21 protein-coding genes are annotated in these 26,518 nt (G+C 66.5%); 7 read left to right on the top strand and 14 right to left on the bottom strand.

Going from position 1 to position 26,518, the window contains the following annotated elements:
* Positions 1 to 94: 94 nt before the first annotated feature.
* Positions 95 to 307 (bottom strand): hypothetical protein, encoded by a 213-nt coding sequence (locus ACW18C_RS08690; RefSeq protein WP_154726003.1) that lies wholly within the window; start codon positions 305 to 307, stop codon positions 95 to 97.
* 377 nt (positions 308 to 684) lie between these two features.
* Between ACW18C_RS08690 and ACW18C_RS08685 the strand changes: the two genes are divergently transcribed.
* Both ACW18C_RS08685 and ACW18C_RS08680 read left to right on the top strand, forming a co-directional pair.
* Positions 685 to 825: a hypothetical protein gene (locus tag ACW18C_RS08685; protein ID WP_008261426.1), complete on the top strand. Its 141-nt coding sequence runs from the start codon at positions 685 to 687 to the stop codon at positions 823 to 825.
* Positions 826 to 891: 66 nt separating this feature from the next.
* Complete coding sequence (locus ACW18C_RS08680; RefSeq protein WP_492070506.1) at positions 892 to 2,262, top strand: class II 3-deoxy-7-phosphoheptulonate synthase; 1,371 nt, start codon at positions 892 to 894, stop codon at positions 2,260 to 2,262.
* Here ACW18C_RS08680 and ACW18C_RS08675 read toward each other — a convergent pair.
* The gene (locus tag ACW18C_RS08675; protein WP_492070505.1) at positions 2,240 to 3,451 is read right to left on the bottom strand and encodes an FAD-dependent oxidoreductase; all 1,212 of its coding nucleotides are present in this window, start codon (positions 3,449 to 3,451) and stop codon (positions 2,240 to 2,242) included. The genes ACW18C_RS08680 and ACW18C_RS08675 overlap by 23 nt on opposite strands.
* Positions 3,452 to 3,653: 202 nt before the next feature.
* On the opposite strand from ACW18C_RS08675, the gene ACW18C_RS08670 reads away from it, so the two are divergent.
* Complete coding sequence (locus tag ACW18C_RS08670) at positions 3,654 to 4,220, top strand: prephenate dehydratase domain-containing protein (protein WP_492070504.1); 567 nt, start codon at positions 3,654 to 3,656, stop codon at positions 4,218 to 4,220.
* Positions 4,221 to 4,509: 289 nt separating this feature from the next.
* Positions 4,510 to 5,268, top strand: a complete 759-nt coding sequence (locus tag ACW18C_RS08665; protein WP_008261594.1) for a chorismate mutase — start codon at positions 4,510 to 4,512, stop codon at positions 5,266 to 5,268.
* A 21-nt stretch (positions 5,269 to 5,289) separates the two neighbouring features.
* Here ACW18C_RS08665 and ACW18C_RS08660 read toward each other — a convergent pair whose 3' ends face one another.
* The 3 genes from ACW18C_RS08660 to ACW18C_RS08650 all read right to left on the bottom strand — a co-directional run bounded on the left by ACW18C_RS08660 (position 5,290) and on the right by ACW18C_RS08650 (position 9,604).
* Complete coding sequence (locus ACW18C_RS08660) at positions 5,290 to 6,195, bottom strand: SDR family NAD(P)-dependent oxidoreductase (protein ID WP_492070503.1); 906 nt, start codon at positions 6,193 to 6,195, stop codon at positions 5,290 to 5,292.
* Positions 6,196 to 6,296: 101 nt separating this feature from the next.
* Positions 6,297 to 8,249 (bottom strand): acetate--CoA ligase, encoded by a 1,953-nt coding sequence (gene acs, locus ACW18C_RS08655; protein WP_492070502.1) that lies wholly within the window; start codon positions 8,247 to 8,249, stop codon positions 6,297 to 6,299.
* A 2-nt stretch (positions 8,250 to 8,251) separates the two neighbouring features.
* On the bottom strand, positions 8,252 to 9,604 hold the full coding sequence (locus ACW18C_RS08650) for a DcaP family trimeric outer membrane transporter (protein WP_492070501.1): 1,353 nt from the start codon (positions 9,602 to 9,604) through the stop codon (positions 8,252 to 8,254).
* 161 nt (positions 9,605 to 9,765) lie between these two features.
* Here ACW18C_RS08650 and ACW18C_RS08645 point away from each other — a divergent pair, with 161 nt between their 5' ends.
* Positions 9,766 to 10,377, top strand: coding sequence for a response regulator transcription factor (locus ACW18C_RS08645; RefSeq protein WP_183195370.1), 612 nt, complete (start codon positions 9,766 to 9,768; stop codon positions 10,375 to 10,377).
* On the opposite strand, the gene ACW18C_RS08640 is transcribed toward ACW18C_RS08645, so the two are convergent.
* The 8 genes from ACW18C_RS08640 to ACW18C_RS08605 all read right to left on the bottom strand — a co-directional run bounded on the left by ACW18C_RS08640 (position 10,374) and on the right by ACW18C_RS08605 (position 23,756).
* The gene (locus ACW18C_RS08640; RefSeq protein WP_492070500.1) at positions 10,374 to 13,742 is read right to left on the bottom strand and encodes a hybrid sensor histidine kinase/response regulator; all 3,369 of its coding nucleotides are present in this window, start codon (positions 13,740 to 13,742) and stop codon (positions 10,374 to 10,376) included. The two genes, ACW18C_RS08645 and ACW18C_RS08640, sit on opposite strands and share 4 nt — an antisense overlap.
* A gap of 118 nt (positions 13,743 to 13,860) precedes the next feature.
* A complete protein-coding gene (locus ACW18C_RS08635; protein WP_008262186.1) occupies positions 13,861 to 15,534 on the bottom strand; it encodes an MFS transporter in 1,674 nt (557 codons plus the stop codon).
* A gap of 430 nt (positions 15,535 to 15,964) precedes the next feature.
* A complete protein-coding gene (locus tag ACW18C_RS08630; RefSeq protein WP_492070499.1) occupies positions 15,965 to 16,969 on the bottom strand; it encodes a formylglycine-generating enzyme family protein in 1,005 nt (334 codons plus the stop codon).
* Positions 16,966 to 18,744: a long-chain-acyl-CoA synthetase gene (locus tag ACW18C_RS08625; protein ID WP_492070498.1), complete on the bottom strand. Its 1,779-nt coding sequence runs from the start codon at positions 18,742 to 18,744 to the stop codon at positions 16,966 to 16,968. Before ACW18C_RS08625 ends, ACW18C_RS08630 begins: the two co-directional genes overlap by 4 nt.
* A gap of 17 nt (positions 18,745 to 18,761) precedes the next feature.
* Positions 18,762 to 19,463: a glutathione S-transferase family protein gene (locus ACW18C_RS08620; protein ID WP_492070497.1), complete on the bottom strand. Its 702-nt coding sequence runs from the start codon at positions 19,461 to 19,463 to the stop codon at positions 18,762 to 18,764.
* Positions 19,460 to 20,314: a formylglycine-generating enzyme family protein gene (locus ACW18C_RS08615; RefSeq protein ID WP_492070496.1), complete on the bottom strand. Its 855-nt coding sequence runs from the start codon at positions 20,312 to 20,314 to the stop codon at positions 19,460 to 19,462. Before ACW18C_RS08615 ends, ACW18C_RS08620 begins: the two co-directional genes overlap by 4 nt.
* Positions 20,311 to 22,713 (bottom strand): sulfatase-like hydrolase/transferase, encoded by a 2,403-nt coding sequence (locus tag ACW18C_RS08610; protein WP_492070495.1) that lies wholly within the window; start codon positions 22,711 to 22,713, stop codon positions 20,311 to 20,313. The genes ACW18C_RS08615 and ACW18C_RS08610 overlap by 4 nt, the downstream gene beginning before the upstream one ends.
* Entirely contained in the window at positions 22,710 to 23,756 is a 1,047-nt protein-coding gene (locus ACW18C_RS08605) for a glutathione S-transferase family protein (RefSeq protein ID WP_492070494.1), read from the bottom strand. The genes ACW18C_RS08610 and ACW18C_RS08605 overlap by 4 nt, the downstream gene beginning before the upstream one ends.
* A gap of 102 nt (positions 23,757 to 23,858) precedes the next feature.
* Here ACW18C_RS08605 and ACW18C_RS08600 point away from each other — a divergent pair, with 102 nt between their 5' ends.
* Complete coding sequence (locus ACW18C_RS08600) at positions 23,859 to 24,929, top strand: glutathione S-transferase family protein (RefSeq protein ID WP_492070493.1); 1,071 nt, start codon at positions 23,859 to 23,861, stop codon at positions 24,927 to 24,929.
* 11 nt (positions 24,930 to 24,940) lie between these two features.
* Positions 24,941 to 26,104 (top strand): glutathione S-transferase family protein, encoded by a 1,164-nt coding sequence (locus tag ACW18C_RS08595; protein WP_492070492.1) that lies wholly within the window; start codon positions 24,941 to 24,943, stop codon positions 26,102 to 26,104.
* A gap of 20 nt (positions 26,105 to 26,124) precedes the next feature.
* Here the strand turns inward: ACW18C_RS08595 and ACW18C_RS08590 are convergent, their stop codons facing one another.
* Complete coding sequence (locus ACW18C_RS08590; RefSeq protein ID WP_492070491.1) at positions 26,125 to 26,427, bottom strand: SCP2 sterol-binding domain-containing protein; 303 nt, start codon at positions 26,425 to 26,427, stop codon at positions 26,125 to 26,127.
* Positions 26,428 to 26,518: the final 91 nt, after the last annotated feature.

The raw sequence follows: 26,518 nt of genomic DNA, 5'->3' as shown, positions 1-26,518 counted from the left end.
GAAAGATCGTCCGTTTCCACGGTTTTTACGCCAAAAACATCTGATCCGGCGCCGGAGGGCGCCGTCTCCGGCATGAACCGTGCGTTCTGGCCGGTCAGTCGGCGAAGTTCTGTGGCTCCGGAGCGACGACGTCGTAACGAACGGCGAAGCCGGAGCCTGCCGTCGGGCCAAGCCCCGGACCGCGACGCCGGCGTACATGCTCGGACAGACGCCGCACCTGGGCTTCAGCCACGCCGTCGCGATCCATCAACTGCCGCACCATGGGGTCGGCCAGCATCTCGTCCAGGGTCAGGTCATAGGGCCTCATATCGCGCCTCTGGTCTGTCGACTCGCCCCCGATCACAGATGGGCGAGGCGAGGGCGGGCGCCAGAGTCGTCCGGTCGATGTCGTCGAAAATTCACGCCCCGCTACGTCCATCAGGCGCGGACATCCAAGGCGCGGGGCAGATCGACGGGAGGGTGCGACCTATGGATCGGCGGATGAACATCAAGGCGCAAGAGGCGTTCAGACCGCATGACAATCTTCGCCGAGATTCTGATCGTGCTGCACCGCCTGGCCAAGTTTCTGGCCCGCAAGGAGCGCCTTCTGTAGGCTCACGTCAGCGGACGGAGCGATTTGGCGATTGCGTCCCGCGTGGCGGGCCGTCAGTTTGGGGCCAGACTATCGACCATACGAGGACGCCCATGGCCCGCAAGCCCAACTACAGTTTCGAACGGCAGGAACGTGAGCGCGCGGCGGCCATAAAGGCGGCTGAAAAGGCGGCCGCCAAGGCCGAACGCAAGGCGGCGGATGCGGCGGAAAAGGCGCCGCCCGCCGAAGACTGAGGCTCAACGGCAAAATCCATTCGTGTTTTCGTTGTTTGAGCGGCCGCAAAGCCCTATTCTTGCCCGATGACACGCTGGACCCCCGAAAGCTGGAGAACCAAGACCGCCCTGCACATGCCGGCGGACTATCCAGATCCCAAAGCCCTCGCCGTCGTCGAGGACGAGTTGCGCGCCCTGCCGCCGCTCGTCTTCGCGGGCGAGGCGCGCCGCCTGACGTCGAAACTGGCCCAGGTCGAGCGGGGCGAGGCCTTCCTGCTCCAGGGCGGCGACTGCGCCGAGAGCTTCAAGGAGTTCTCGACCGACAATATCCGCGACACCTTCCGCCTGATCCTGCAGATGGCGGTCGTCCTGACCTTCGCCGGACGCAAGCCGGTGGTGAAGGTCGGCCGGATCGCGGGTCAGTTCGCCAAGCCGCGCTCGTCGCCGCTGGAAGAGATCGACGGCGTCGAACTGCCCAGCTATCGCGGCGACATCATCAACGGCATGGGCTTCACGCCGGAAGAGCGCGCGCCTGATCCGCAACGGTTGATCCGCGCCTACAACCAGTCGGCCTCGACCCTGAACCTGCTGCGCGCCTTCGCCGGCGGCGGTTACGCCGATCTGTACAACATCCATCGCTGGACCCTGGGCTTCGCGGGCGACAACGCCGCGGGCGCCCAGTATCGCGAACTGGCCGACAAGATCACCGAGGCCCTGGCCTTCATGGAGGCGGTCGGCGTCACGCCCGAGAGCCATCCGGACCTGAGCCGGGTCGAGGTCTTCACCAGCCACGAGGCCCTGTTGCTCAACGTCGAGAGCGCCCTGACGCGGCTGGACGGCGGTTCGGGCGAATGGTTCGACACCTCGGCCCACATGCTGTGGATCGGCGAGCGGACGCGCCAGCTGGACGGCGCCCATGTCGAGTTCATGAAGGGGATCAAGAACCCCATCGGCGTGAAGTGCGGACCGACCATGACGGCCGACGACCTGTTGCCCTTGATTGACGCCCTGAACCCGGACAATGTCTCGGGTCGCCTGACCCTGATCGGCCGCTTCGGTCACGACAAGGTCGGCGAGCGCCTGCCCAAGCTGATGCGCGAAGTGAAGGCCTCGGGCCGCAAGGTCATCTGGTCGATTGACCCGATGCACGGCAACACGCTGAAGGCCGGCAACGGCTACAAGACCCGGCCGTTCGACCGGATCCTGGGCGAGGTGCGGACCTTCATCGACGTGGCTGAGTCCGAGGGCGTCCACCCCGGCGGCGTCCACCTGGAGATGACCGGCCAGAACGTCACCGAATGCATCGGCGGCGCCCAGGCCGTGACCGAGGACGACCTGTCCAACCGCTATCACACCCACTGCGACCCGCGCCTGAACGCCGACCAGGCGCTGGAGCTGGCCTTCCTGGTGGCCGAGCGGTTGAAGTCGGGCCGGATCAGCCGCTCGGAAGCCGCCTGATCGACGAAAACAGCGGGGCGACGAGGCCGATGGTCGCGTTCGCCTCGGTCCGGTCCGGCGTCTCGTCGTCGACGCCGACGCCGTTCATGTCGTTGCGCGTGGCCTGAACCACGATCCCGTCCGGTCTCGACAGCACGGTCACGCCCCGGAAATGCAGGCCGTAGTTCGCCTCGGGCTGGGGCGCGAGCCAGGCGATCTGACCGCGCACCGGGATCATCTCCTTGTCCTCGAACAGGGCTTTTGCGCCATAGCCGGTGCAGTTGATCACGATCTTTTCGGACAAGGTCGTCAGATCCGCCGGCGTGTTGAAGGTGCGGGTCTCGATCCGCCCGCCCTGGCTCAGAAACTCGGTCTCCAACCGATGCGCCAGTTCGGCGACGTTGAACTGCATGGCGCTGACCATCCGCGTCTCCCCGACCGGAAAGGGCGAGGCCGAGGCGGGGAGGGGGATGGAGCGCGGCGCCAGCCCGTCCAGCCGGTATTCGGCGAAGCGGATCGGCTTTACGCCGGGCGCGGTGCGGATCGGCGGCGGTTCGGCCGTACGCGGCAGGTCCGCTGCGCCCGACAGGATATAGCGGTCGCTGAAGACGACCGGATCGCCTTCCGTGCCCAGATAGGTCTGGTGGGTCGCATAGGTCTCGCGCGCCATCTGTTCCCACAGGGCCGGAAATTCGGCCGAGACGCGGTCGGCGTCGGCGATGCGGCTGTCCGGCGTCCAGCTGCCGGTCGCGCGCATCGACCGGGTGAAGGCGGCGCGCTCTCGGGCGTAGATGGTCACCCGCGCGCCCATCCGCTGAAGCTGGAGCGCCGAGGTCAGACCCAGGGCGCCGCTGCCGATCACCGCGATGACGGGCGGACCGCCGACAACCCCGGCCAGGGCCATGGCCTTACGCGCCGCTATGGCGCTGGAGCCCCAGGACAGGGACCAGCCGCTGCCGCCGTGGCCGTAGTTGTGAACCACCTTGCTCTCGCCGACCGTCTCAACGTCCAGACGCGGGCCGGCGGGGCGGAAGGGGCGAGTGCAGACGGTGATGCGGATGATTCGTTCGGGCTCCATCAGGATCGGGGCGATCCGGCGTGGGGCGAATGCGGCCGCGAGCGGGACAGGCGGCGTCGCGGCGCAGCCGGCGACGGTCCCCGCCAGGCCGGTCAGTACGGCGCGACGGCTGGAGCGAGAGACGACGGACATGAAGCCTCCAGGAACGGGAACAGCAAGGCTAGCGCGCCCATAGCCGGTTCGATAGCCGGCCGGCGCCATATTCGGCTTGTCGGAACAGGGGCGGTGCCGCAGATACGCTCGGATACGGCCATGGCGCGGACAAGGATGTTCCGTCTGATCAGCGGCCAACGACAAGGAAAGGCGTTCGGGGACGATCCCGGACGTAGCGAATATGGATACGCCTGCGCACCAAGACGACAAGCCCGGCCGGGTCGCCTACCAGGGCGCGCCGGGGGCGTTCAGCCACGAGGCCTGCACGGCCCTGCGGCCTTGGGACGTGGCCGTGCCCTTCGAGACCTTTGCAGCGGCCATTGAAGCGCTGAAGACCGGGGACTGCGACTGCGCCCTGATCCCGGTCGAGAACTCGTCCATCGGCGTGGTCGAACCGGCGGCGACCCTGGTGCGCGAATCCGGTCTCCCCGTGGTGGCGGAGGCCTGGCGGCCGATCCGTCACGCCCTGATGGGTTTGGACGGGGCGCGGATCGCCGATCTGAAACGGGTGCTCAGCCACCCCATCGCCCTGGCCCAGTGCGAACAGACGCTGAAGGGCTTGAGGCTGAACGTGGTCGAGCATTTCGACACCGCCGGCGCCGCTCGCGACGTCGCCGAGGCGGGCGATCCGACCCAGGCCGCCATCGCCCCGATGGGCGCCGCCGAGGTCTACGGCCTGTCGATCCTGCGCAACGATCTTCAGGATTCCAGCGACAACCGGACGCGTTTCGTCCTTCTGGGCGTCTGAAGGGCTTGACGGCGCACGGTCTTTGCGTGCTTTAAGGCCGCACGGATCGCAATCGATCCGCATAACCGGACCCGGACCCATGTCCCGCCAGCGCGTTCTTTCTGTTTCCTTCGACCGTTCGCGCGCGGTTTCCGGCCTCTATTTCGGCTACGGATTTTACGGCTTTCGATACGCCGGCTGAGGCGTCGGGCGCTCTTCGTCCCTGACTGTCTCGCCGGCGACCGCTCTGGACCAGAGCGGCTGTCCGCCCCTGCACATCGAAATCCCCCTTTGCCGAAAGCCCGAACCCATGCCCAATTCCAACGTCCAGCAAGTGTGGCCTGACGTGGTCGAACTGACCCCCGAACAACAGGCCCTGGCCGCCCTGCGCGCCGAGATCGACGCCATCGACGATCAGATCCTGGCCCTGTTCGAACAACGCCTCGCCGTCGCCGCCACCGTCGGCCGCGCCAAGGACGCCCCCACCGGCCCCCACACCAAGCTGCGCCCCGACCGCGAACAGACCGTTCTGTCGCGCATGCTGTCCAAGGCCCAGCCCGAGAACGCCGAAGCCGTCGAACACCTGTGGCGCGAAATCATCGGCTGGGGCCTGGCGCGCCAGGGGCGGCTCCAGGTCCAGGTCTGGGCGCCCATCGAGCCGACCCGCGCCTATGACGGCGCCCGGCTGCGTTTCGGCGCCGCCGCCGACATCAAGATGGTCCGCGACCCGCAAAAGGCCCTGGCCTTCGCCGCCGAGGGTCACGGCGTCGCCGTCCTGGCCATCAACACCGAGGACGCCTGGTGGATGGGTCTGCGTCGGGAATGGTCGATGCTGAGCGTCTTCGACGGTTACGGCGGAGAGACGCCGACGTCTCTGGCCGTGGGCAAGATCGACCCGCCGGCGCTCCCCAGGGGGCGCCGCGTCGTCGTCACCGCCGGCGGGGATGCGGGCGACGGCGGCGGCGCGCGTCGCTGGGGTCTGAACACCCACCACGGCTGGACCATCGCCCTGACCGAGGCGGAACTGACGCCCGGCGAGGCGGAAGGCTGCGTCGGCGCGATCGGCTGATGCGGCTCAGGAGGCGTGCGCCTAAGTGTGCGCCTTCTGGGCCTTGGTCAGTTCGATCATCCCCTGGGCGGCGCCCATCTCCGGCACGATCTCTTTCGAACGGTCGGAGATGGCGTCGAACCGGGCCGCCACCTGTTCCGGCGCATCCTCGCCGGTGATGTGGACGCCCTCGGTCAGGGTGACATAGGCGCGCTCGAACCCGCCGGCGCCCGCCGCCAGGATACAGCGGCTGGGCGCGTCCCGGCTCAGCAGATACAGCAGGCCCGGCGTGACCAGTTCCGGCCCCAGGGCCTCAAGGGGCAGGGCGGCGCCCAGGTCTTCGGTCATGCGGGTATGGGCGGTGGGCGCCAGGCAGTTGACGCGGATGTCGTTCTTGGCCCCCTCGATCGACAGGGTCTGCATCAGTCCGACCAGCGCCATCTTGGCCGCGCCATAGTTCGACTGGCCGAAATTGCCGTACAGGCCGGACGACGAGGTGGTCATGACGATCCGGCCATAGTTCTGGCCGCGCATGATCTCCCACACCGCCTTGGTGCAGTTGACCGCTCCCATCAGATGGACGTCGACGACGAAGCGGAAATCCTCCAGCTCCATCTTGGCGAAACTCTTGTCCCGCAGCACCCCGGCGTTGTTGACCAGCAGATCGACCCGACCCCATTTCGCCACGGCCGCCTCGACCATGGCCTGAACCGCGGCGAAGTCGGTCACCGAGGCGGCGTTGGCGATGGCCTCGCCGCCGGCCGCCTCGATCTCGGCGACCACGGCCTCGGCGGCGGTGGCCGAACCGCCCGAACCGTCGCGGGCGCCGCCCAGATCATTGACCACTATCTTGGCCCCGCGCGCCGCCAGGGCCAGGGCGTGTTCACGCCCCAGACCGCCGCCCGCGCCCGTCACAATGGCCACCTGGCCGTCAAATCGGATCGTCATCTCGTCGTCTCCACCCAAGGCCTGAGGCGTTCGGCGCTACGGCCGGCCCTTGGTCCGGTTTTGACGAGACTGGAGGCGGCGCACAAGCCCGGCTGGCGTGCTCAGCCCGCGCGGTTCTGGACCAGATCCTCGACGACCGACGGATCGGCCAGGGTCGAGGTGTCGCCCAGCGCCCCGATCTCGTTCTCGGCGATCTTGCGCAGGATGCGTCGCATGATCTTGCCCGACCGGGTCTTGGGCAGGCCGGGGGCCCACTGGATCACGTCGGGCGTGGCGATGGGCCCGATCTCGCGGCGGACATGGGCCCCCAGTGCCTTGCGCAGATCCTCGGTCGCCTCGACCCCCTTGTTCAGGGTGACATAGGCGTAGATGCCCTGGCCCTTGATGTCGTGGGGATAGCCGACCACGGCCGCCTCGGCGACATCGTCGTGCAGCACCAGGGCGCTCTCGATCTCGGCCGTGCCCATCCGGTGGCCCGAGACATTGATGACGTCGTCGACCCGGCCGGTGATCCAGTAATAGCCGTCCTGATCCCGGCGGCAGCCATCGCCGGTGAAATACCGGCCCGGGTAGGTCGAGAAATAGGTGTCGAAGAAGCGCTGGTCGTCGCCATAGACGGTGCGCATCTGGCCCGGCCAGCTGTCGGTGATGCACAGATTGCCCGAGACGGCGCCGACCAGTTCCTGGCCCTCCGCATCGACGATCTCAAGTTCGACACCGGGCAGGGGCAGGGTGGCGGAACCGGGTTTCAGGTCCGTGGCGCCGGGCAGGGGGGTGATCAGATGCCCGCCGGTCTCGGTCTGCCACCAGGTGTCCACGACGGGGCAGCGGCCGTCTCCGACCACCTCGTGATACCAGCGCCAGGCCTCGGGATTGATCGGTTCGCCGACCGTGCCGAGCACCCGCAGCGACTTGCGCGAGGTCGCCTTCACGGGCGCGTCGCCTTCGCGCATCAGGGCGCGCAGGGCCGTGGGGGCGGTGTAGAAGGCCTCGACCTTGTGCTTGTCCACCACCTGCCAGAAACGGCTGGCGTCGGGGTAGTTTGGCACGCCTTCGAACATCAGGGTGGTCGCCGCATTCGCCAGCGGCCCATAGACCAGATACGAGTGGCCCGTGACCCAGCCCACGTCGGCGGTGCACCAGAAGACCTCACCAGGACGATAGTCGAAGGTCAGCTCATGGGTCCAGGCGGCCCAGAACAGGTAGCCGCCGGTCGTGTGAAGAACGCCTTTCGGCTTTCCAGTGGAGCCTGAGGTGTAGAGGATAAACAACGGATCTTCCGCGTTCATCGGCTCGGGCGGGCATTCGGTCGCGGCCTTGGCGGCCTCGACGGCGTAGTCCACGTCGCGGCCCTCGATCATCGGCACGTCGGCGCCGGTGCGACGGATCACCAGGACGGTGTCGACCTTCACCTTCTCCAGGGCCGCATCGACATTGGCCTTCAGCGGCACGATCTTGCCGCCCCGCACGCCCTCGTCGGCGGTGATGACCAGGGTGGAGCCGCAGTCTTCGATCCGGCCGCACAGGCTGTCGGGTGAAAAGCCGCCGAAGACCACGGAATGGACCGCCCCGATGCGGGCGCAGGCCAGCATGGCGTAGGCGGCCTCGGGGATCATCGGCATATAGATGGTGATCCGGTCGCCCTTCCTGGCGCCATGCGCCTTCAGCACATTGGCCATGCGGCAGACTTCGTCGTGCAGCCGGCCATAGGTGATGTGCTGGCTGTCCGCCGGATCGTCGCCTTCCCAGATGATGGCCGTCTCGTCCTGGCGATGGGGCAGGTGGCGGTCGATGCAGTTGGCGGCGACGTTCAGGACGCCGTCCTCGAACCAGCGGATGCGGAAATCTTCCTTCTTGAAGGAGACGTCCTTGATCTTGGTCGGCGCCTTGATCCAGTCGAGGCGCTGGGCTTGCTCGGACCAGAAGGCTTCGGGCGTCTCGCGCGCCGCAACCCGCGCCGCCTCATAGGCCTGCCGGTCCATGTGGGCACGGGCGGCGAAGTCAGCGGGAACGGGGTAGAGTTCGGAATCGGGCACGCGAGACGTCTCCAGCATTTTCAGAATCCGTATTTGGCGAACAGGATCAGTCGGGTCATGTCGCCGCTCGCGCCGGATTCGATTTCGCGATCAGCGAACATCAGCTCGGCCCCCACATCAAACGCCGTAACGGGCGACCAGATCAAGTTGGCGTGGATGCTCTGGGCGGACCGGTTGACGGCCAGACCGGTCACGCTGGTGTCGTTGTCCACCTTCTGGGCCGACCAGATCAGGCTGGAGCGCCAGCCGGGCGCCCAGACGTGACGATAGGCGGCGAAGCCGGCGACGACGCCGATCGCATCCAGTTCGCCCGAGGCGTCCAGCACCGCGTCGTTGGAGAAGTTCAGCCCCACATAACGGCCGATGCCTTCGCCGCCCGTCACCATCAGTCGGAGGTCATCCTTGGCCCCGACCTTGATCTTGGTCGAGGCGGACAGGCCCCAGCCCGTGGCGGTGGAATCGATGTCCGTCGCCGGGTTCTGATATTTCAGCTGACGCAACAGACCGGCGAACTGCAGATCCCCCCACGGCCGCGCCACGGCGTAGCGGGCGGTGAAGTCCGGAAGACTGCTGTCGTCGGCGATGATCCGTGCTCCGCCGCTGAACGGGGTAACGGTCGTTTCGGGGTTCTCGACCGAGATCGAGAAGGGTCCGCGCGTGTATCGCACCTGAACCTGGCGGGCGAAGACCGTGCCCTCGGCCGCGCCGATGAAGTCGGCGGATTCCGGCAGGACGGCGGTGTTCTGGAAATTAGTCCACTCCTGGCCGATCAGCCAGTTGTCGATGGTGACGAAGGCGCGGCGCAGGGCCGGGTTGGCCGGGCTGGTGGTGCGCTGGTCCGCCGTGCCGGGCAGGGTCTGGAAGTCCATCTCGAGCCGCGTGCCGACCTTGTGGCCGCCGACCAGACCGTCCGTCGTCAGCCAGAAGCGGGTCTGGCGCGCGTTGAAGTCGGTCGCGGTGTCCTCGTCGGCGCCGCCGATGGGGATGGAGCCGGGAATGTGGAATTCGCGCAGGGCGTCGCCATTGGCCGGATCACCGCCGGAATAGTTCGAGGCCGAGGCGTCCACCTTGACGAAACCGCCGAATTTCACCGTGTGGTCGCCGATGCGGAAGCCGTCGCTGGGCGGGGCGGCGGCCTGCTGGACCGGCGCGGGCGGGGCCGGACGGGTCTCAAGGCGGATGATGTCCTGCTGTTGCGCGGCCTGCTGGGTGCGGGCGGCGACGACTTCGGACTTGAGGCTGTTCAACTCGGCTTCGAGCTGGGCGATACGGGCTTCGAGCGCGGCCTGGGCGTCTTGGGCGAAGGCGGCGCCGGGGGCGAGAAGCATGGCTGCGGCCACGCCCCCGCCCAGAAGACTGGACTTGATCATCATGGTTCCTCCCGCGCCCATCTGATGCGGGCGTCCTGAGTTGAACCTTTCCTTTTGGACCGTAGGCGGCCATTAGCCATTGGTCTAGTTTCGACCAAAGTCGAACCACGCCATGCTGTCGAGGACGCGGCCGACAAGCATGCCGTGCAAGGGAAGGACGCCTTATGGATCGTATCGTCGTCGCCGACGATCACCCGCTGTTTCGCGCCGCGCTGCGTTCGGCCGTCGACAAGGCTGCGCCAGGGGTGCGGATCGACGAGTGCGCCAGTCTGGCCGAAGCCCGAACCGCCCTGAACATCGGGGGGGTCGATCTGCTGCTGCTGGACCTGAAACTGTCGGACAGCGAGGGCATGGCCGGTCTGGCCGCCATCCGCGCCGAACATCCGACCGTGCCGGTCGCCGTGGTGTCGGCCAGTGAAGACGCCACGGTCGTGCGCCACGCCTTGGGTCTGGGCGCCGCCGGCTTCATTCCCAAGTCGGCAAGTCTTCCGCAGATGGTCGAGGCCATCGCCGCCATCCTGGCCGGGGACGGCTGGGCGCCGGAGACGCCGGACGTCGCGGACGACGACCTGCCGGCGCGGGTCGCCAGCCTGACGCCGTCGCAGTTGCGTATCCTCGAAGGCCTGAAGGCCGGCCGCCTGAACAAGCAGATCGCCTTCGACCTGGGCGTGTCGGAGGCCACGATCAAGGCGCATCTGACCAGCGTCTTCCGCAAACTGGGGGTCCATAACCGCACCCAGGCGGTGATCCTGGCCAAACAGATGGACCCCTCCTAGCTCGACAGGAAGGCCTTCAGGGTCGCTGGCTTGATCGGCTTGGGCAGCAGCACGGCCCCGGCGGCGGCGGCCTTTTCGTTCAGCCCGTCCCGGGTGTCGGCCGTGACCAGGGCGATCCGGCGCACCCCGCGCGGCCGCAGCCAGTCGATGACGGCGAATCCGTCCGGCCCGTCGCCCAGGTGCAGATCGACGACGGCGGCGTCGAACGGCCCTTGCGCGGCCATGGCCGCCTCGACCCCGGACGCCAGGGTGGGGCGCGCGCCCCAGCGGGTCAGCAGGGCGTTCAGCGCGTCCAGGATCACCGACTCGTTGTCCACGCACAGGACGCGCAGACCGGCCAGGAGCAGGCGGACCTCATGCGTGGGCGCGGTCTCGACGACCCGATCCGGCGGGCTGCGTGGCACGGTGATGCGGAAGATGGTGCCGCGTCCGAAGCGGGAGTTCAGCTCCAGCGGATGGTCCAGCAGGCTGGACAAACGGCGCACGATAGCCAGACCCAGTCCGGCGCCCGGCTCGTCGACCGGGGCGCCGGGCAGGCGCACGAACTCGCCGAACACCATCTCCTGTTCCGCATCGGGGATGCCGCGTCCGGTGTCGCAGACCAGCAGGCGCACGGCGTCGCCGCTCCGCCTCGCCCCGACCAGCACCCGACCGGCGTCCGTATAGCGGATGGCGTTGGCGATCAGGTTCTGCAGCATGGACCGCAGCAGATCCCGGTCGGACGAGACCCACAGACGACTGGGCACAAGGGTCAGAACCAGCCCCTTGGCCTCGGCCACCGGCGCATATTCGCGTCTCAGTTCGTCGAACAGACCGTCCAGCGACAGGCGGGTCACGGCCGCCTTGACCCCGCCGGCCTCCAGCTTGGACAGGTTCAGCAGAGCGGTCAGCAGGCGGTGGGCGCTGTCGATGGCGCGGTCGGCGTTGACGGCCAGGGTGCGGCTGGTCGGTTCGGCCCCGGGGCCGGAAACCGCCGGCTCCTCCTTCAGGGCGGCGATGAACAGGCGGGCGGCGTGCAGGGGCTGCAGCAGGTCATGGCTGGCGGCGGCCAGGAAACGGGTCTTGGACGCCGTCGCGTCCTCCGCCACGCGCCGGGCCTCGTCCAGACGGGCGGTGCGGTCGGCCACGCGGGCTTCCAGACGTTCGTTGGCCTCTTCCAACTGACGGGCGGCGCGGCGCAGGGCGGTGATGTCGGTGTAGCTGGTGACATAGCCGCCGCCGGGGATGGGGGCGCCGGAGGACCGCAAGACCCGGCCGTCGGGCTGGCGCCGTTCGTGGTCGTGCGGGATACGCCGGCTCAGGGCCTCCAGCCGGCGCTCCACCCAGGCCTCGATATCGTCCGGGCTCTCGCCGCGCTCGGCGTTCAGCCGATAGATGCTGGCGATCGACAGGCCGACATGGACGAAGCCGACGGGCAGGCCGAACATCTCGACATAGCGGCGATTCCAAGCGGTTACACGTAGATCTTCGTCCACCACAATCACGCCCTGGTCGATATTGTCCAGGGTGGTCTGCAGCAGGTCGCGGCTGAACTGAACGGCCTGGGAGGCCTCGTCCAGCATCCGCACGACATCCTCTGGCGCACGACCGCCGCCGGCCAGGGCGGCGGCGATGACCCGCCGCGCCGAGGCCGCGCCGATGGCGCCGGCCAGCATCCGTTCGGCGGCGCGGGCGAGGGCGGCGTCGGCCGGGTCGGCGTCGCGAAGCCGGATGTCGGTCTCCGCGCTCCAGGCGGCGAAGGCCCGTTCGGCCCGCTCGTCGCCGATGAAGCGCGCGACCAGGGCGCGCAGGTCGCCGACCGAGGCGCCGGACGGCGACGGCTTCGACTCCAGCCAGTCCGGCCCCAGCCGATCCACGAAGGCCCGCGCCTGCACTCGATCAATCAGACGCGGCTGGGCGAAGCGCGACACCCCGACATAGGCGACGAGGTTCAGCCCCAGGCTGACGAAGACGCCCAGAGCCAGCGGATCCTTCACCCCCATCATGACATGCAGATGCCAGGGGGCGCCGGGCGCCAGCTGGGGCAGGGCCAGCATGACGATCCACACGAAAACCCCGACGCTCATGCCCGCCAGAGCGCCATGGGCATGCCCGCCGCGCCACAGCACAGCCCCGAACAGGGACGGCGCCAACTGGGCCATGGCGGCGAAGGACACCAGACCCATGGCGGCCAGCCCGCGAGACTGGTCCGTCGCCTGATAATAGAGCCAGGCCAGCAGAAGCACGGCGACGATGGCGCCGCGCCGCACCTGCAGGATCGTGCCGGCCATGTCCGACGAGTCGCCTCTGACCCGCCATCGGTCGCGGGCCAGGAAGGGCAGGATCAGACTGTTGGAGACCATGGCCGACAGGGCCACGGCCTCGACGATCACCATGGCCGTGGCGGCAGAGAAGCCGCCGACGAACACGATGGCCGTCAACCAGGACTCACCCCGCCCGAACGGCAGGGCCAGCACCAGAAGGTCGGGGTTCGCCGCCGGCGCGAACAGGGCCCCCGCCGCGACCAGGGGCAGGACGGCCAGGCTGGTCAGAAGAAGATAGATCGGAAAGATCCAGCGGGCCTTCTTCACATCCGCCGGCTGGGCGCCCTCGACGAAGGCGACGTGGAACTGGCGCGGCAGGCAGAAGATGGCCAGGGTCGAGACCAGGGTGATGGCCGTGAAGCGCGGCGTGATCTCGGGGGGCGAGGCGAGGGCGCCCAGCCCCTCGATGATACGCGGGGTCGATCCGTCGTGGATCAGCAGGACCAGGGCGAAGATCGCCACGAACAACAGGGCGCCCAGCTTGACCAGGGATTCCAGACCGATGGCCTGGATCAGACCGCGATTATGTTCGGTCAGGTCCGGGCGTCGGGCGCCGAACAGGATGGCGAACCCCGCCAGAACCCCGGCCAGCGCCAGAACAGTCAGCCGTTCTCCCCCCGCCACCGGCGTGCCCGCCGTCAGAAGGGCGCCGGCCATCGACAGGGATTTCAGCTGCAGCGCGATATAGGGCAGGGAGCCCAGGATGGCCACGATGGTGACTGCGGCGCCCAAGGTCTGGCTCTTGCCGTAGCGCGACGCCACGAAGTCCGCCATCGACCCCACGTTCTCGCGCCGGGCGGCGGCGGCTATGCGTCGCCATAGGGGGAAGAGCAGGGTCAGACCGATCACGGGTCCGATATAGATGGGCAGATACTCCCACCCGTCGCGGGCAGCGGTGCCGACCGCCCCATAATAGGTCCAGGACGTGCAGTAGATGGCCAGCGACAGGGCGTAGACCCAGGGCGCGAGCGAGCGGCCCCGCGCCTGCGCCGCAGGCCGCTCCTGCCACCAGGCGACGGCGAACAGGATCGCCATATAGCCGGCCACGAGGCCGAGGATCACCAGGCTGAACATGAGCGGGATGTGAACCGGGCCGGGTGAGTTTCACAAGGGCGGACAGGCAAATGAAAGGGCGGGCTGTCCGAAGACAGCCCGCCCCTCATCACGCCCGAAAGCAGGATCAGGCGTTCAGATCGACGTCCTTGCCTTCCTTGACCAGCAGGAAGCCCAGCACGACCGTCGCCAGCGCCACGATGATCGGATACCAGAGGCCGGAGTAGATGTTTCCGGTCGCCGCCACGATGGCGAAGGCCGTCGTCGGCAGGAAGCCGCCGAACCAGCCGTTGCCGATATGATAGGGCAGGGACATGGAGGTGTAGCGGATATTGGTCGGGAACATCTCGACCAGGGCCGCCGCGATCGGTCCGTAGACCATGGTCACATAGAAGCCGAGGATGAACAGGATCAGCACCACCATCGGCTTGTTGACCAGGGCGCTGTCCGCCTTGGCCGGATAGCCGGCGGCGGTCAGGGCCTCGCTCAGGCCCTTGTCCCAGGTCTTCTTCTGAGCCGCGAAGTCCGCCGGGGTCATGGCGTCGCCGCGGAAGCTCTGGACGACCGACTGATCACCGATGCGAACCTCGGCCACCGTCCCGGCAGGCGCCGCGACATTGGTGTAGGTGACGCCGGCCTTGGCCAGATGCGACTTGGCCACGTCGCAGGACTGGTTGAACACCGTCTTGCCGATGGGGTCGAACTGGACGTTGCAGTCCGCCGGATCGGCATAGACCACGACCGGCGCCGAGGCGGCGGCGGCGGCCAGGCGCGGATTGGCGGCCTGGGTCAGGGCGTTGAACAGCGGGAAATAGGTGAGGGCGGCGATCAGGCACCCGGCCAGGATGACCGGCTTGCGCCCCACCTTGTCCGACAGCCAGCCCCAGAAGATGAAGAAGGGCGAGGCCGCCACCAGGGCGATGGTCAGCATCACATAGACCAGGGTGGCGTCCAGCTTCATCACCCGTTCCAGGAAGAACAGGGCGTAGAACTGGCCCGTGTACCAGATCACGGCCTGGCCGGCGGTCAGGCCCAGCAGGGCGATCAGCACCAGCTTCAGATTGGGCCATTTGCCGAACGAGTCCTTCAGCGGGGTCTTGGAGCCCTTGCCCTCGGCCTTCATTCGCTTGAACGAAGGGCTCTCGGACAGCTTCAGGCGGATCCACAGCGACACGGCCAGCAGCAGGATCGAGACCAGGAACGGAATCCGCCAGCCCCATTCCGCAAAGGCTTCTTCACCCACAGCGACGCGAACGCCCAGGATGACCACCAGGCTGAGCACCAGGCCGGCGGTCGCCGTGATCTGGATGAAGGAGGTGTAGAAGCCGCGTTTGCCGTGCGGCGCATGCTCGGCGACATAGGTGGCGGCGCCGCCGTACTCGCCGCCCAGGGCCAGGCCCTGGATCAGGCGCATCAGCACCAGGATGATGGGCGCCGCGATGCCGATGGCGGCGTAGGGGGGCAGAAGACCGACCACGAAGGTCGAGAGGCCCATCAGCAGCATGGTGACCAGGAAGGTGTTCTTGCGGCCCCACAGATCGCCCAGGCGCCCGAAGACGATCGCGCCGAACGGCCGCACCGCGAAACCGGCGGCGAAGGCCATCAGGGCGAAGATATAGCCGGTCGTCTCATTCACGCCGGAGAAGAACTGCACGGTGATGATCGCGGCGAGCGACCCGTACAGATAGAAATCATACCACTCGATGACAGTGCCGACCGACGACGCCAGGATCACCAGCTTGTCGTTCTTGCCGACCACATATTCATCATCGACCGGCGCACCAATGGCGCTGTCCGTCATTTGCGTTAGCCTCCCAGCTATCAGGTCTTTCCGACCGTTTCACGCCGCATACGCTGCGCATTGCAGGGACGTTGGCATCGTCGCGCGGGAAGCGTCAGGGAGACTTTGGTCGTATCAAGTATGCGCCTAAGATATATTATGCGAAGGAGACACATATTCGATTGTGTTGCTGTCAGAGTCCCTCAATCTTGAGACTCCGGCCGTTGGGGTTGTTGGTCCCTGAATGCTGAGATTCCTCGTGCCATAATGATGAGATTCTCAGGTGGGATTTTTACGCGGCGCTGGCGCTAGCCATCTCGAGTTCGTGGCTCACCGCCGTAAAAATCAACTCATTGCCAACGCCTTCATCGCCTCAGCCCAGCGCTTCCACACCCCCCACGCGGCGATCGTGCCCCCAATGAAAAGCCACGCGCAGCGGCCCACCACCGAATCAGGGTGAAGGCGTGGCGGGTTCACCGGGTTTTAGGGCGATGGTGCGGAATCCGATGTGGGACGCGCCGAGTGTCAGATCCTGCGCCTGACGCGCGCCTGGCCGATACCGCATGCAATAGTTGGAGGCGCATAGATAGCTTCCCCCCTTGATGACGCCGACGGGCACCCCCGGCTGACGGGGGTCGGCCCCGGGGTCGCCCGGCGCCGGGGTCGTGGGCCGCGTCGTCCTGTAGGCGTCGGCCGTCCACTCCCAGACATTTCCGATCATGTCGTGGACGCCGAGACCGTTGGCCGCGAAACAACCCACCGGCGCAGGCCCCTTATAGCCGTCCTGGCCTTGATCCAGAACCGGGAACACACCCTGCCAGGTATTGGCCTGGGTCGGCTGGCGATCGAAATTCGTCACATCGGGGTCAGCGGACCGAGCCGCCCATTCCCATTCGATCTCGGTGGGCAGACGTCTTCCAGCCCAGCGCGCATAGGCTTGGGCGTCAGCCAGGGCGATATGGACGACAGGCAGAAAATCTCGCCCGCGAAGGTCGCTGCCCGGCCCTTCCGGATGTCGCCAGGAGGCGCCGGGGACAAACACCCACCAGGTCGAGGCGTCGCGGGGATCGAAGCGGGCGTCGTCGAAACGGAAGACCGCTGAGCCCGGCTGCAGCGCGCCTGCCGGCAGACCAGGATACTGCCGGGGATCGACCGGACGTTCAGCGACGGTGACGTAGCCCGTCTCTTTCACGAACCGGGCGAATTGGGCGTTGGTGACCTCTGTGACGTCGATGCGGAAAGCCGCCACCGTCTCCGGCCGCGGCGGCCCCTCATCTGCATAGACGTCGTCGCCCATCATGAAACGGCCTGCCGGAACCTGGACCAGCGCCCCTGGACCGTCCGCCATCGGGGTCGCTGGACAGGCGGCGGAACGGATGGCGGGCGGCGCGCAACTTCCGAGGCCGAACAGAGCCACGGCCGCCGCCACGCCGGCTGAAAGAAGCAGCCGGGTCATAGACGAACCGCCCCGGAAACGACCTCTGCATACCGGATCTCACAGAGCGGGACATATCCCCCGACCCGGGGGTCATCGAACAAGAGGGGATCAGCGACGACACGAGGATCAAAGCCTTCGCGAACGGCCTCGGCCTTCTTCTGTTTGAAGGTGGCGGTCGTCTCCATGGCCGGGGTCAGGCGCAGGAACAGGGGGCGCGCATAGGCGGGCAGAGCCTCTTGGACGACGCGACGTGTCTGATCAGGATCGAACACGGTCTGATCCACCACCAGGCTCGCCATGCCGGCGCGCCCATTGCAGCCCGGCACTTCGACGCCATAGACATTCGCCTCCAGCACACCGGGCGCGGAAGACAGGACGCCTGCCACCTCGGTGGTGGAGACATTCTCGCCCTTCCAGCGAAACGTATCGCCAATCCGATCGACGAAATAGACGTAGCCGAGGCGGTCGCGCCGCATCAGATCGCCGGATCGGAACCAGGCGTCTCCTGGCGTGAAGACGTCGCGCAGCACCTTGCTCTCGGTCGCGCCATGATCGGAGTAGCCCTCGAACCGCATCGCGGCCTTCGCTGGATCGATCCGGGCGATGGCCTCGCCGACTTCGTCATCGACACAGGCTATGCAGCGGCCTGAGGCGGCCCGTTCTGGACGTTCAGAGACCGGATCGTGGCGGATCAGGGCGAAGTTGACGGCGGATTTCATGTAGGCGGGCGCCCGGCCGACGGCGTGGGGGCCCCCGTCGAAGTTGAACAGGGTCAGATTGCTCTCGGTGGCGCCGTAAAATTCCAGAATCCGAGGAACGGAGAAGCGCGCTTGAAAACGGTCCCACACATCGGGCCGCAGACCATTGCCGACCGCCAGTCGCAGTCGGTGACGCCGCTCGTCGGGATGGGGCGGCGCATTGACCAGATAGCGGCAGAGCTCGCCGATATACTGGAACAGGGTGGCGTCATACCGGACACAGTCGCTCCAGAAGGCGGTGACCGAGAACTGTCGGCGCAAGACGATCGCCCCGCCGGTCGTCAAGGCGATCCCCGGAGCGCAGACGCCGCCGACTGTATGATAAAGCGGCAGAGGCGCGTAGATCACGTCCCGCGCCCCCGCCCCTGTGGCGGCGGCGAAGGAATGCATGGTCAGGAGGGTGCGCAGATGAGTAATCCTGGCGGCCTTGGGCAACCCCGTCGTGCCGCTCGTGAAGATCAGCAGCACCAGATCCTCGGCCCGGCAGCCGGCCCGCGCGGCCCGATCCGGACGGTCCGGCGACGCGCGAGCGAGATGGTCGTCGAGAGGGGCGAAGTCGTCGGCGACACCGCCCGACAGCCACGCCTTTGCCTGGGTCTTCAGATGCGGCAAGGCTGAACGCCAGCCCTGGACCAGGGGTGCATCGACGATGACATGGTCGACGCCGGCCGTGTCGATGCAATGCGCCAATCCTTGGCCGATCAGCTGGCTGTTGATCAGGGCCGTCGCCACACCGACCTTTGCCATGCCGAACCACACAGCGAGATAGTCGGGGCGATTTTCCATGAACAAGGCGATCGTCGCACCCGGCGCGATTCCTTGCGCCAGGGCCCAGGCGGCATAGCGATTGGCCCTCTGGTCAAGATCGGCATAGGTCCAGCGCACATCTTCGAACAGCACGGCCGTCCGCTCGGCGTGACGGTCGACGGCGGCTTCCAGATCATCGGCGACATTGACCTGCGCCCCAAGTTTGAGCCGGGAAACCCGAGCAAGGGTGCGCAGGCCGCCAGTTAGAAAACGGATTTCGCGACGCATAGCGGCCCACATCGACGTCACGCCTCGGGCCTGCCCATGTTCACCAGGGTCTGGCCTCCCTTGGCGAAGGTCTCGCGTCCGTCACGGGTCGCCGCCATCAGGGCGTCAAGGTCGATCGGCGTCTTTATGCCCTTGTCGGCCGCCGGACGAGCCGCGATCGCAGCGACCCACCTTTGCAGATGCGCATAGGGTGTGATGTCCACGCCCGACCACTTATGCGTCCGCACCCAGCACCAGTTGGCGATGTCGGCGATGGAATAGTCCCCAGCCAGCCATTCGTGATCCGCCAGCCGGGCGTCCAGCACGCCGAACAGCCGGCCGCTTTCACCCTGATAGCGGTCTATGACGACCTGGATCTTCTCGGGGAAATATCGATGAAAGACATTGGCCTGGCCCATCATCGGACCGACCCCGCCCATCTGGAACATCAGCCACTGGATCACCAGACTGCGGCCCTTCGCATCGGCGGGCATCAGTTGGCCGGTCTTTTCGGCCAGGTACATCAGGATGGCCCCGGACTCGAAAACAGCGAAGTCTCCGGCGTCTCGGTCCACGATCGCCGGGATTCGACCGTTCGGATTAATGGCCAGATAGTCGGGCGCGCATTGGGCGCCGGACAAAAGATCGATGGCGTGCACCTCATAGGACAGCCCCAGTTCTTCCAGCGCCACGGAGGCTTTCCAGCCATTCGGCGTGGGGGCGGTATAGAGATCGATCATGGAATGGTCTCCGGGCCAGAAGGCAGGTCGCGGGCGCAACGAAAGCCGATGTGGGCGGTCGAGGTTTCTCGCGGCAGGCCAATGCGCGCCGCCGGACGGTAGCGGGCGCAGTACTCGCCGGCGCAAAGGAAGGAACCGCCCTTCAAGGCCTGTCTGATCTCGCCGATGGCGGTCGCGGAGCAGCCGCATATCGCCTGGCGGTCAAATCGGTCGGCGGTCCATTCCCAGACGTTCCCGATCATGTCGAACAGGCCATAGCCGTTGGCGCGATAGGCGCCGACCGGGGACGTCCCGGGCGATGGGCGTTCTGACCACCACGGAAAGGCGCCGCGCCAGACATTGGCCATGACCGAGCCATTGGGGGCGAACTCGTCGCCCCAGGCATAGACGGCTCCGTCCAGCCCGCCTCGGGCCGCAGCCTCCCATTCCGCCTCGGTCGGCAGCCGCTTGCCCGCCCAGGCCGCGTAAGCCTGGGCGTCCTCGAATGAGACATGAACCACGGGATGATCGTCACGACCTTCCACGGACGAGGCGGGCCCCTCGGGCCGACGCCAGGCTGCGCCTTCCACGAATCTCCACCATTGGTCGGGGCGGGCCAGATCGACCGGTCCGGAAGTCATGGTGAAGACTGCAGAGCCCGCAGGCTGCAGCCGTTCCGCCGTCGTCACCCAGCCGGTTGCGGTGACGAAGGCGGCGAAGGCGGCGTTGGTCACGGGGCCGATATCGATGGCGAAGCTCGCCATCTCGACACGACGCGCCGGCCGCTCCTCCGCATAATGGTCGTCCGATCCCAAGTGATAGCTTCCGCCTGGGATGACGGCCATAGCCGCCGTCGCGGCCGCCGCGATCATACCGTCATCCCCATGCGGTCGAGGAAGCGTCGGGTCTCCACCGGATTGGTCGGCTTGTTGTCGACCTCGATCAGGACACGGGCGATGCGGCCGCCGAACGGATTGGGGCCGCCGTAGCGAGCCGAAACCTGATTTCCCAAGTCCGCGCCGATGGTGAAACCGTCATAACCGGTCGCGAACAAGGCCTGCTCCCAGGTGCGTTCTCCGACCTTGCGACCGTTCACGAACAGGGCCCCTCGACCGTCAAACGGCCGGCCGGTCATGGTCTGGACATAGCGCACCGTATTCTGACCGCGCCGAAGCGGTGCATTGGCCACGATCCGCTCGCCCCAGGGCACGAGGCTGTACTCATAAGTCAGCCGACCGTCCTCGACATACAGGACATAGCCGGCGTGTTTCGAGCCGGAGGCGACAAGCACCCCGTCCTGCCCTGGCTCCCATTCGAGGTCGACCGTAATCTTGTGATCAAGACCACAGACCAGTGGAGCCACGTCGTAGGCGATCCGGTCGACCGGAGGGTGAAACTCCCAGCGGGGCCGAATGCCCTTCAGCTGGCGATCCTGAACCAGTTTGAGCATCAGGTTGCGGTCGTCCAACGGAAAGACTCCGTACCTCTCCGCATCAGCCTGCCAGGCCGCCCTCAGTCGTTGCACGATCTCCGGATGAGCGGACGCCAGATCCCGCATCTCATTGACGTCCGCGCTCAGATCATAGAGCTCCCAGACGTCCTCGTCCTGATCCTTGCCGCGGGTATGTCGGCAGGTCAGCCGCCAACGCCCATCCTCATAAGCGCGGTTTCCACCCAACTCGTAATATTGTCCCGTGCGAGTTTCGGCGCCGGCGGAGAGGATGTTCGGAAGGAAGCTGGCCCCTTCGAGCGGCTTCTGAGGCAACCCCAGATAGGTGTCCGGCCGGGTGACCCCCGCCGCTTCAAGCAAGGTCGGAAGGACGTCCACGACATGAACGAACTTGTCCCGGATCTGACCGCCTTCGCGGATCCGCTGCGGCCAGGACACGATCAGGGGATCGGCGACACCGCCCAGATGAGCATATTGCTTGTACAGTCGAAACGGCGTGTTCGACACGCAGGCCCAGGCCATGGGATAGTGGGGGAATGTCGCGTCCTCGCCCATGACGTCATAGAGCTCGGCGGCCTTCTCGATCGGCACCGGCCGCCCGAAGGCGGGAGCAAAGACGTTGGGCGAGCCTTCGGGGGTTCCCTCGCCGGAGCCGCCATTGTCCGACATTACGAGGACCAGGGTATTCTCCGCCTCGCCTAGTTCGCGCAAGGTCTGCATCACCCTGCCTATATTGGCGTCCATGTTCGAGATCATGGCCGCATAGACTTCCATGTAGCGGGCGAAGACCCGCTTCTCGACGGCGCTTAGCGATGCCCAGGGACGCGCTCCGAACGACAGGGGCGGCAGGCTGGTCGTCGGCGGCAAAAGCCCCAGCGCCTTCTGGCGCTCGAGCCGCGCGGCGCGGACGGCGTCCCAGCCGATGTCGTAGCGGCCCTTGTAAACGTCCCGTTCGCGCCCCCGGACCTGGAGCGGCGAATGGGCTCCGGGAAAGGCCAATTGCAGGTGGAAGGGCTTGTCGGGCGAGACCGCCTTCTGCGTCCGGATGTAGCGGATGGCCCGATCAGTCAGGTCATCGCATATGTAGTAGTCCTCCACCGCCGGCGGAGGGATGGGAGCGACGCCGTCGTAGAGCTCGGCGGGCTTGAAATAGTCCGTCGAATGGCCCTGGAACCAGTAAGCTCCCTCGAATCCGCGCGAGGTCGGCCAGTTGTGAAACGGACCAGATGGGCCATTGCTGGCCGAATTGTTCACATGCCATTTGCCGGACAGGAAGGTCGACCATCCGGCGTCGCGCAGAATCTCGGGCAGGGTCGCGGCCTCGCGCGTCAGATCGCCGCGATAACCGGGATAGCCGCTGTCGATGTCCGCCAGCCAACCCATACCCGCCGAGTGGGAATTCAACCCGGTGAGCAGGGCCGCGCGAGTGGGCGAACACATGGCGCAGGTGCGGAAGTTGGAATACCGTACGCCGATCTGGGCCAGGGCATCGAGGTTCGGCGTTCTGATCTCGCTGCCGTAGCAGCCCAGATCCGCAAACCCGACATCGTCCAGCACGATGGTGATGATATTGGGCGCCCCATCCGGGGCCGTCGGAAGCCGCGCATAAGACGGTCTGGAGTCTTGGAAGGACTCACGGACCTTGGCCGGCTGTCCCTCGGCGACGGCGGACGGCGTGACATAGGGAGCCATCGCCGCGCGGACCGCGCCGACGGCCAGGGCGCCGCCGGTTGCAGCGGCTGTGCCCCCCGCGGCGCCGATCAGCAGGGATCTGCGGTCGATGCGGCGCGGCGGACGGGCGTCCGGATCGTGACCGGTCATGCCGCAGCTTCCGTATCGACGGCCTTGAGGAGGTAAGGCAGGCACCCGGTTTCCGCCAGCAGGGGAACGAGGCGCGCCTGATCCCCGGCCTCCAGGGCCTCAAAGGCCTGCACCAGCGCCAGCAGGCATTTGGCTTGGTATTTATTCGCGGCCTGGGTCAGTAGGTCGCCGTCGGCCCTGTACTGAAACATGGACTCGCCTGAGGCCACCGCGGCGGCGTTGGCGGCGGAATACGGCAGATAATGCGTGGCGCATTCGGTGAGCAGAAGACGCAGGCACGGCGTGTCCAGCGTCACGTCCCAAGGCCCCTCTGGCTCTCCCGAGAGGTCCTCGGTCGTTTGGACCCAGCGGTAAAGCCAAGGATAGTGCGATCGCATCAAGCCCTGCGGCGTCGGATCGGTCGCGAGCTGGCTGAGCTGACCATAGAAGGCGAAATCGGCGGCGCTGGGCCGGCGGCCAAAGAGATAGCCGACCTCGACAACCTGACGATCAAGGGCCGCCATGATCCGGTCGGCCGAGGCTTCGAGGACCGGTTGCGCCGCCTCTCCGGCCCCCACAAGATCCCGACGCGAGACCTGACGCTCCCGCCACGCCTGCGCCTGTTCCTCGATCTGGATCGCCCCCTCCCCGCGGAGCGCGTCGAACGCCAGCCAGCGGCTCATCTGCGCCTGATCCACGGGTCGCGCCCAGCGATAGGCGTACATGGCCTTGGCCAGCCATTCGTCCGCAAAATCCTCCAGCAGAAGAGACAGGAAGCCCAGCGCGGCGTCCGTCGGGACCAGGCTGCGGACGGCGGGATAACGGGCCTCCAACAGGGCGATGAGCGCCGTCGAGTCATTGAACGCCTCACCTTCCGGGGTGACCAGAACGGGAACGACCTTGGCCTTCATAGACTGGGCAGCGACGAAGCCGGCCATGCCGCCCTCCCACACGAAGGGAATGCGTCGGTAGCGGAGAACCGCGCGCATCTTCATCGAATAGGGCGAGCCGATCGCCCCTTTCAGTTGATAGAGGCCTCCCACGACCGTTTCCTCGTTCATCATTGTCCTCCGCCTGAACCGTTTCGCCGGCCACTATTGGCATCCATGATGCCATAATGATATCCGCAAGACAGCGGGTCAATCTATCTGGTCGGAGAGAACTTCATGCTTGCGGTACACGGGCTGGACATCTCCTATTTCACCGGCAAGCTGGAAGGGTATCTGCGGGCCAAGGGGCTGACCTATCGACTCGAAGAGATGGACTCAGGCGCTTTCCATCGGCTGGCCCGTTTCACCGGCGTGCGTCAGATGCCCCAACTGGAGATGCCCGATGGGCGCTGGATGACGGACACTGTCCGGATCATCGATGCGTTGGAGGTGGAATATCCTGCACCGACACTGACGCCCGGCGACCCGGCCTGCGCCTTCATCGCAAGATTGATCGAGGCCTTCGGCGATGAACATCTGTGGCGGCCGGCTCTCTACTACCGATGGGCCTTCACGGACGACGCCCGGCTGCTGAGCGGGCGGCTTGCATCAGGCATGTTGCGCGATGTGGCGGGACCGACGGCGCTGAAACGGCAGTTTATTCTGACGCGTCAACGCATGCGCTACCTGCACGGGGAGGGCGTGAACCGCGGCAACCGGCTGGAGATCGAAGCGGATTACCTGCGCCTCCTGGACGCGCTGGAGCCCGCACTGCGGCGGCGCGACTGGGTGCTGGGGGCGGCGCCCACACGCGCCGACATCGGTCTGTTCGGCCCATTGTTTCGACATTTCCACTGCGACCCCACGCCGGGGCGGATCATGCGCACGCGCGCTCCGGCCGTCGCAGCCTGGGTCACGCGACTGTGGGCGCTGCGGGGCGCAGAGGGCGGGGATGCGCGGATGCTGAAGACAATCCCCGAGGATCTGGCGCCTTTGTTCGACCTCGTAAGGACTCGGTTCCTGCCGGAGATGGCGGCCAATGCAGCCGCTGTCGCCGCCAAGGCCGGCACGGTGGTTCACCGCATCGGCCCGTCCACGACAATCAGTTACAGGCCGAACCCCTATCGAGCCGAACGGCTGTCGCGGCTGCAGCGCGAACACGCGTCGCTAGCGGCCCCGACGGCAGCCCGTGTGGCGACCGCGTTTGGGGCCGACCTGTTGCTTCCCTCGTTTTCGCCCATCGCCGAAACCAGGCCTGACGGCCCGGCCGGCGGCCTTCGCGACCGCTGGGGTCGCCCTACCCGCTGATCGGAAACCGAATGAACCAACCCTATGTTCTTTACGCCATGCCCGTCTCCATGTTCTCGGGCAAGGCCCGCGCCCATTTGCGCAAACGCCGGGTCCCCTTTCAGGAACGGCTGATCAGCCACCCCCGGTTCGTAGGCGAAATAGCCCCCTCGATTGGTCGCTTGATCATCCCGGTTCTCGAAACACCGGACGGACAAATTATCCAGGATACGGCCGACATCCTCCAGCATGTCGAAGAGGCTTTCCCGGGCAAGATGTCGATCTATCCGTCGACGCCGCGCCATGCGCTGATCGCCCGCATTTTCGAATTGTTCGGCGACGAGGGCATGATCCGCACGGCGATGCATTACCGCTGGAACTACCCGGACCAGAACCTGGCCTTCCTGCGCATCGCCTTTGCAGCCGGCATCGCGCCGGGCGCAGACTCTTCGGACGCGGAGATCGTCGCAGGCGGGGCGATGAAAAAAATGCAGAGCTACTTGCCGGCGCTGGGCGTTTCACTTCAGACAATGCCGGTGATCGAAGCCGGATATGAAGCGCTGCTGGACGCGCTTAACCGGCATTTCCAATGTGTGCCCTATCTGCTTGGCGGCGCGCCCTGTGTTGGGGATTTCGGACTTATCGCCGCCTTCCACGCCCATCTTTCCCGCGATCCCTTCCCCGCAGATCAAATGAAGACTCGCGCCTATTTCGTGTGGCGCTGGGTCGAACGAATGATCGCTGCGGACGCCGACATGCCGGAGTTTCCCGGCATGGCTGAAACCTATGTCGCGGATGACGCGGTTCCCCCGACCTTGGCGCCCGTGCTCAAGCTCGTGAGCGACATCTATGGCGCAGAACTGGCGGCCCAGGTCGCGGGCCTCGACGGCTGGCTGGCCGAACACCCCGAGATCGCAGCGGGTGATCCGTTGCAGCCTCCAGAGCGCGAGCGACGCCCGAGCGGCGTCGTCGCGTTCGACCTAATGGGTACGCCGATGACCACAGCGCTCAGGCCGTTCAGCGTCTTTAAACTTCAGGCCGTAACAGATGCGTTCGATCGGCTTTCCCCGGCTGGCGCGCAGACGGTGGCGCAGTATCTAGAGCCTCTCGGTTTGACGCCCTGGCTGACCCTGAAGGCGCGTCGTCGCCTCGCGCGGGCCGAAAATCGGGAGATCTGGGGCGATCCATCAACCTGAAGGATCGCCCTCGGGTTCAATCAGTTCAGGATGGCGCCCAATTGCATGGCCAATCCCATGTCGCCGTCGATCTTGATCTTGCCCGACATGAAGCCGGCGGTCGGATTCAGCTTTCCGGACGCCATATCGAGGAAGTCGGACTTGGAGATTTTGACGGTGCAGTCCGCCGCGCTGTCGTCGTTGTCGACTGTCACTGCCTCGCCCGTGGCGTCGATTCTGATCGCCCCGTCGTCTCCGAACTGGAACTTCACGATCTTGCCCTTGACCCCGCCGTTGCCGGCGACCCGTGCGCGGATCTGAGATGTGATTTCGTCTAGCGTCATGTCGGGTTCCTTCGGTAGTTTGCCTGATTGCGCCGAATGGCGCAGTTGGTGACGATGCCTGCCTAATGTTGTGGCATTCAGAATGTCAATA

The sequence above is a fragment of the Brevundimonas sp. FV1ye7S genome (genome assembly GCF_058680995.1).
Note: the sequence above shows the minus strand (reverse complement) of the source record. Positions and strands in the feature narration are given on the sequence as shown.

Excerpts from the sequence above, each read along its gene's own strand:
- ACW18C_RS08630 (WP_492070499.1), bottom strand. The coding sequence starts at position 16,969 with ATGACCCGGCTGCTTCTTTCAGCCGGCGTGGCGGCGGCCGTGGCTCTG.
- ACW18C_RS08690 (WP_154726003.1), bottom strand. The coding sequence starts at position 307 with ATGAGGCCCTATGACCTGACCCTGGACGAGATGCTGGCCGACCCCATG.
- ACW18C_RS08620 (WP_492070497.1), bottom strand. The coding sequence starts at position 19,463 with ATGATCGATCTCTATACCGCCCCCACGCCGAATGGCTGGAAAGCCTCC.
- ACW18C_RS08595 (WP_492070492.1), top strand. The coding sequence starts at position 24,941 with ATGAACCAACCCTATGTTCTTTACGCCATGCCCGTCTCCATGTTCTCG.
- ACW18C_RS08680 (WP_492070506.1), top strand. The coding sequence starts at position 892 with ATGACACGCTGGACCCCCGAAAGCTGGAGAACCAAGACCGCCCTGCAC.
- ACW18C_RS08610 (WP_492070495.1), bottom strand. The coding sequence starts at position 22,713 with ATGACCGGTCACGATCCGGACGCCCGTCCGCCGCGCCGCATCGACCGC.
- ACW18C_RS08650 (WP_492070501.1), bottom strand. The coding sequence starts at position 9,604 with ATGATGATCAAGTCCAGTCTTCTGGGCGGGGGCGTGGCCGCAGCCATG.
- ACW18C_RS08615 (WP_492070496.1), bottom strand. The coding sequence starts at position 20,314 with ATGATCGCGGCGGCCGCGACGGCGGCTATGGCCGTCATCCCAGGCGGA.
- ACW18C_RS08670 (WP_492070504.1), top strand. The coding sequence starts at position 3,654 with ATGGATACGCCTGCGCACCAAGACGACAAGCCCGGCCGGGTCGCCTAC.
- ACW18C_RS08675 (WP_492070505.1), bottom strand. The coding sequence starts at position 3,451 with ATGTCCGTCGTCTCTCGCTCCAGCCGTCGCGCCGTACTGACCGGCCTG.
- ACW18C_RS08685 (WP_008261426.1), top strand. The coding sequence starts at position 685 with ATGGCCCGCAAGCCCAACTACAGTTTCGAACGGCAGGAACGTGAGCGC.
- ACW18C_RS08590 (WP_492070491.1), bottom strand. The coding sequence starts at position 26,427 with ATGACGCTAGACGAAATCACATCTCAGATCCGCGCACGGGTCGCCGGC.
- ACW18C_RS08660 (WP_492070503.1), bottom strand. The coding sequence starts at position 6,195 with ATGACGATCCGATTTGACGGCCAGGTGGCCATTGTGACGGGCGCGGGC.
- ACW18C_RS08600 (WP_492070493.1), top strand. The coding sequence starts at position 23,859 with ATGCTTGCGGTACACGGGCTGGACATCTCCTATTTCACCGGCAAGCTG.
- acs (WP_492070502.1), bottom strand. The coding sequence starts at position 8,249 with ATGCTGGAGACGTCTCGCGTGCCCGATTCCGAACTCTACCCCGTTCCC.
- ACW18C_RS08635 (WP_008262186.1), bottom strand. The coding sequence starts at position 15,534 with ATGACGGACAGCGCCATTGGTGCGCCGGTCGATGATGAATATGTGGTC.
- ACW18C_RS08605 (WP_492070494.1), bottom strand. The coding sequence starts at position 23,756 with ATGATGAACGAGGAAACGGTCGTGGGAGGCCTCTATCAACTGAAAGGG.
- ACW18C_RS08625 (WP_492070498.1), bottom strand. The coding sequence starts at position 18,744 with ATGCGTCGCGAAATCCGTTTTCTAACTGGCGGCCTGCGCACCCTTGCT.
- ACW18C_RS08645 (WP_183195370.1), top strand. The coding sequence starts at position 9,766 with ATGGATCGTATCGTCGTCGCCGACGATCACCCGCTGTTTCGCGCCGCG.
- ACW18C_RS08665 (WP_008261594.1), top strand. The coding sequence starts at position 4,510 with ATGCCCAATTCCAACGTCCAGCAAGTGTGGCCTGACGTGGTCGAACTG.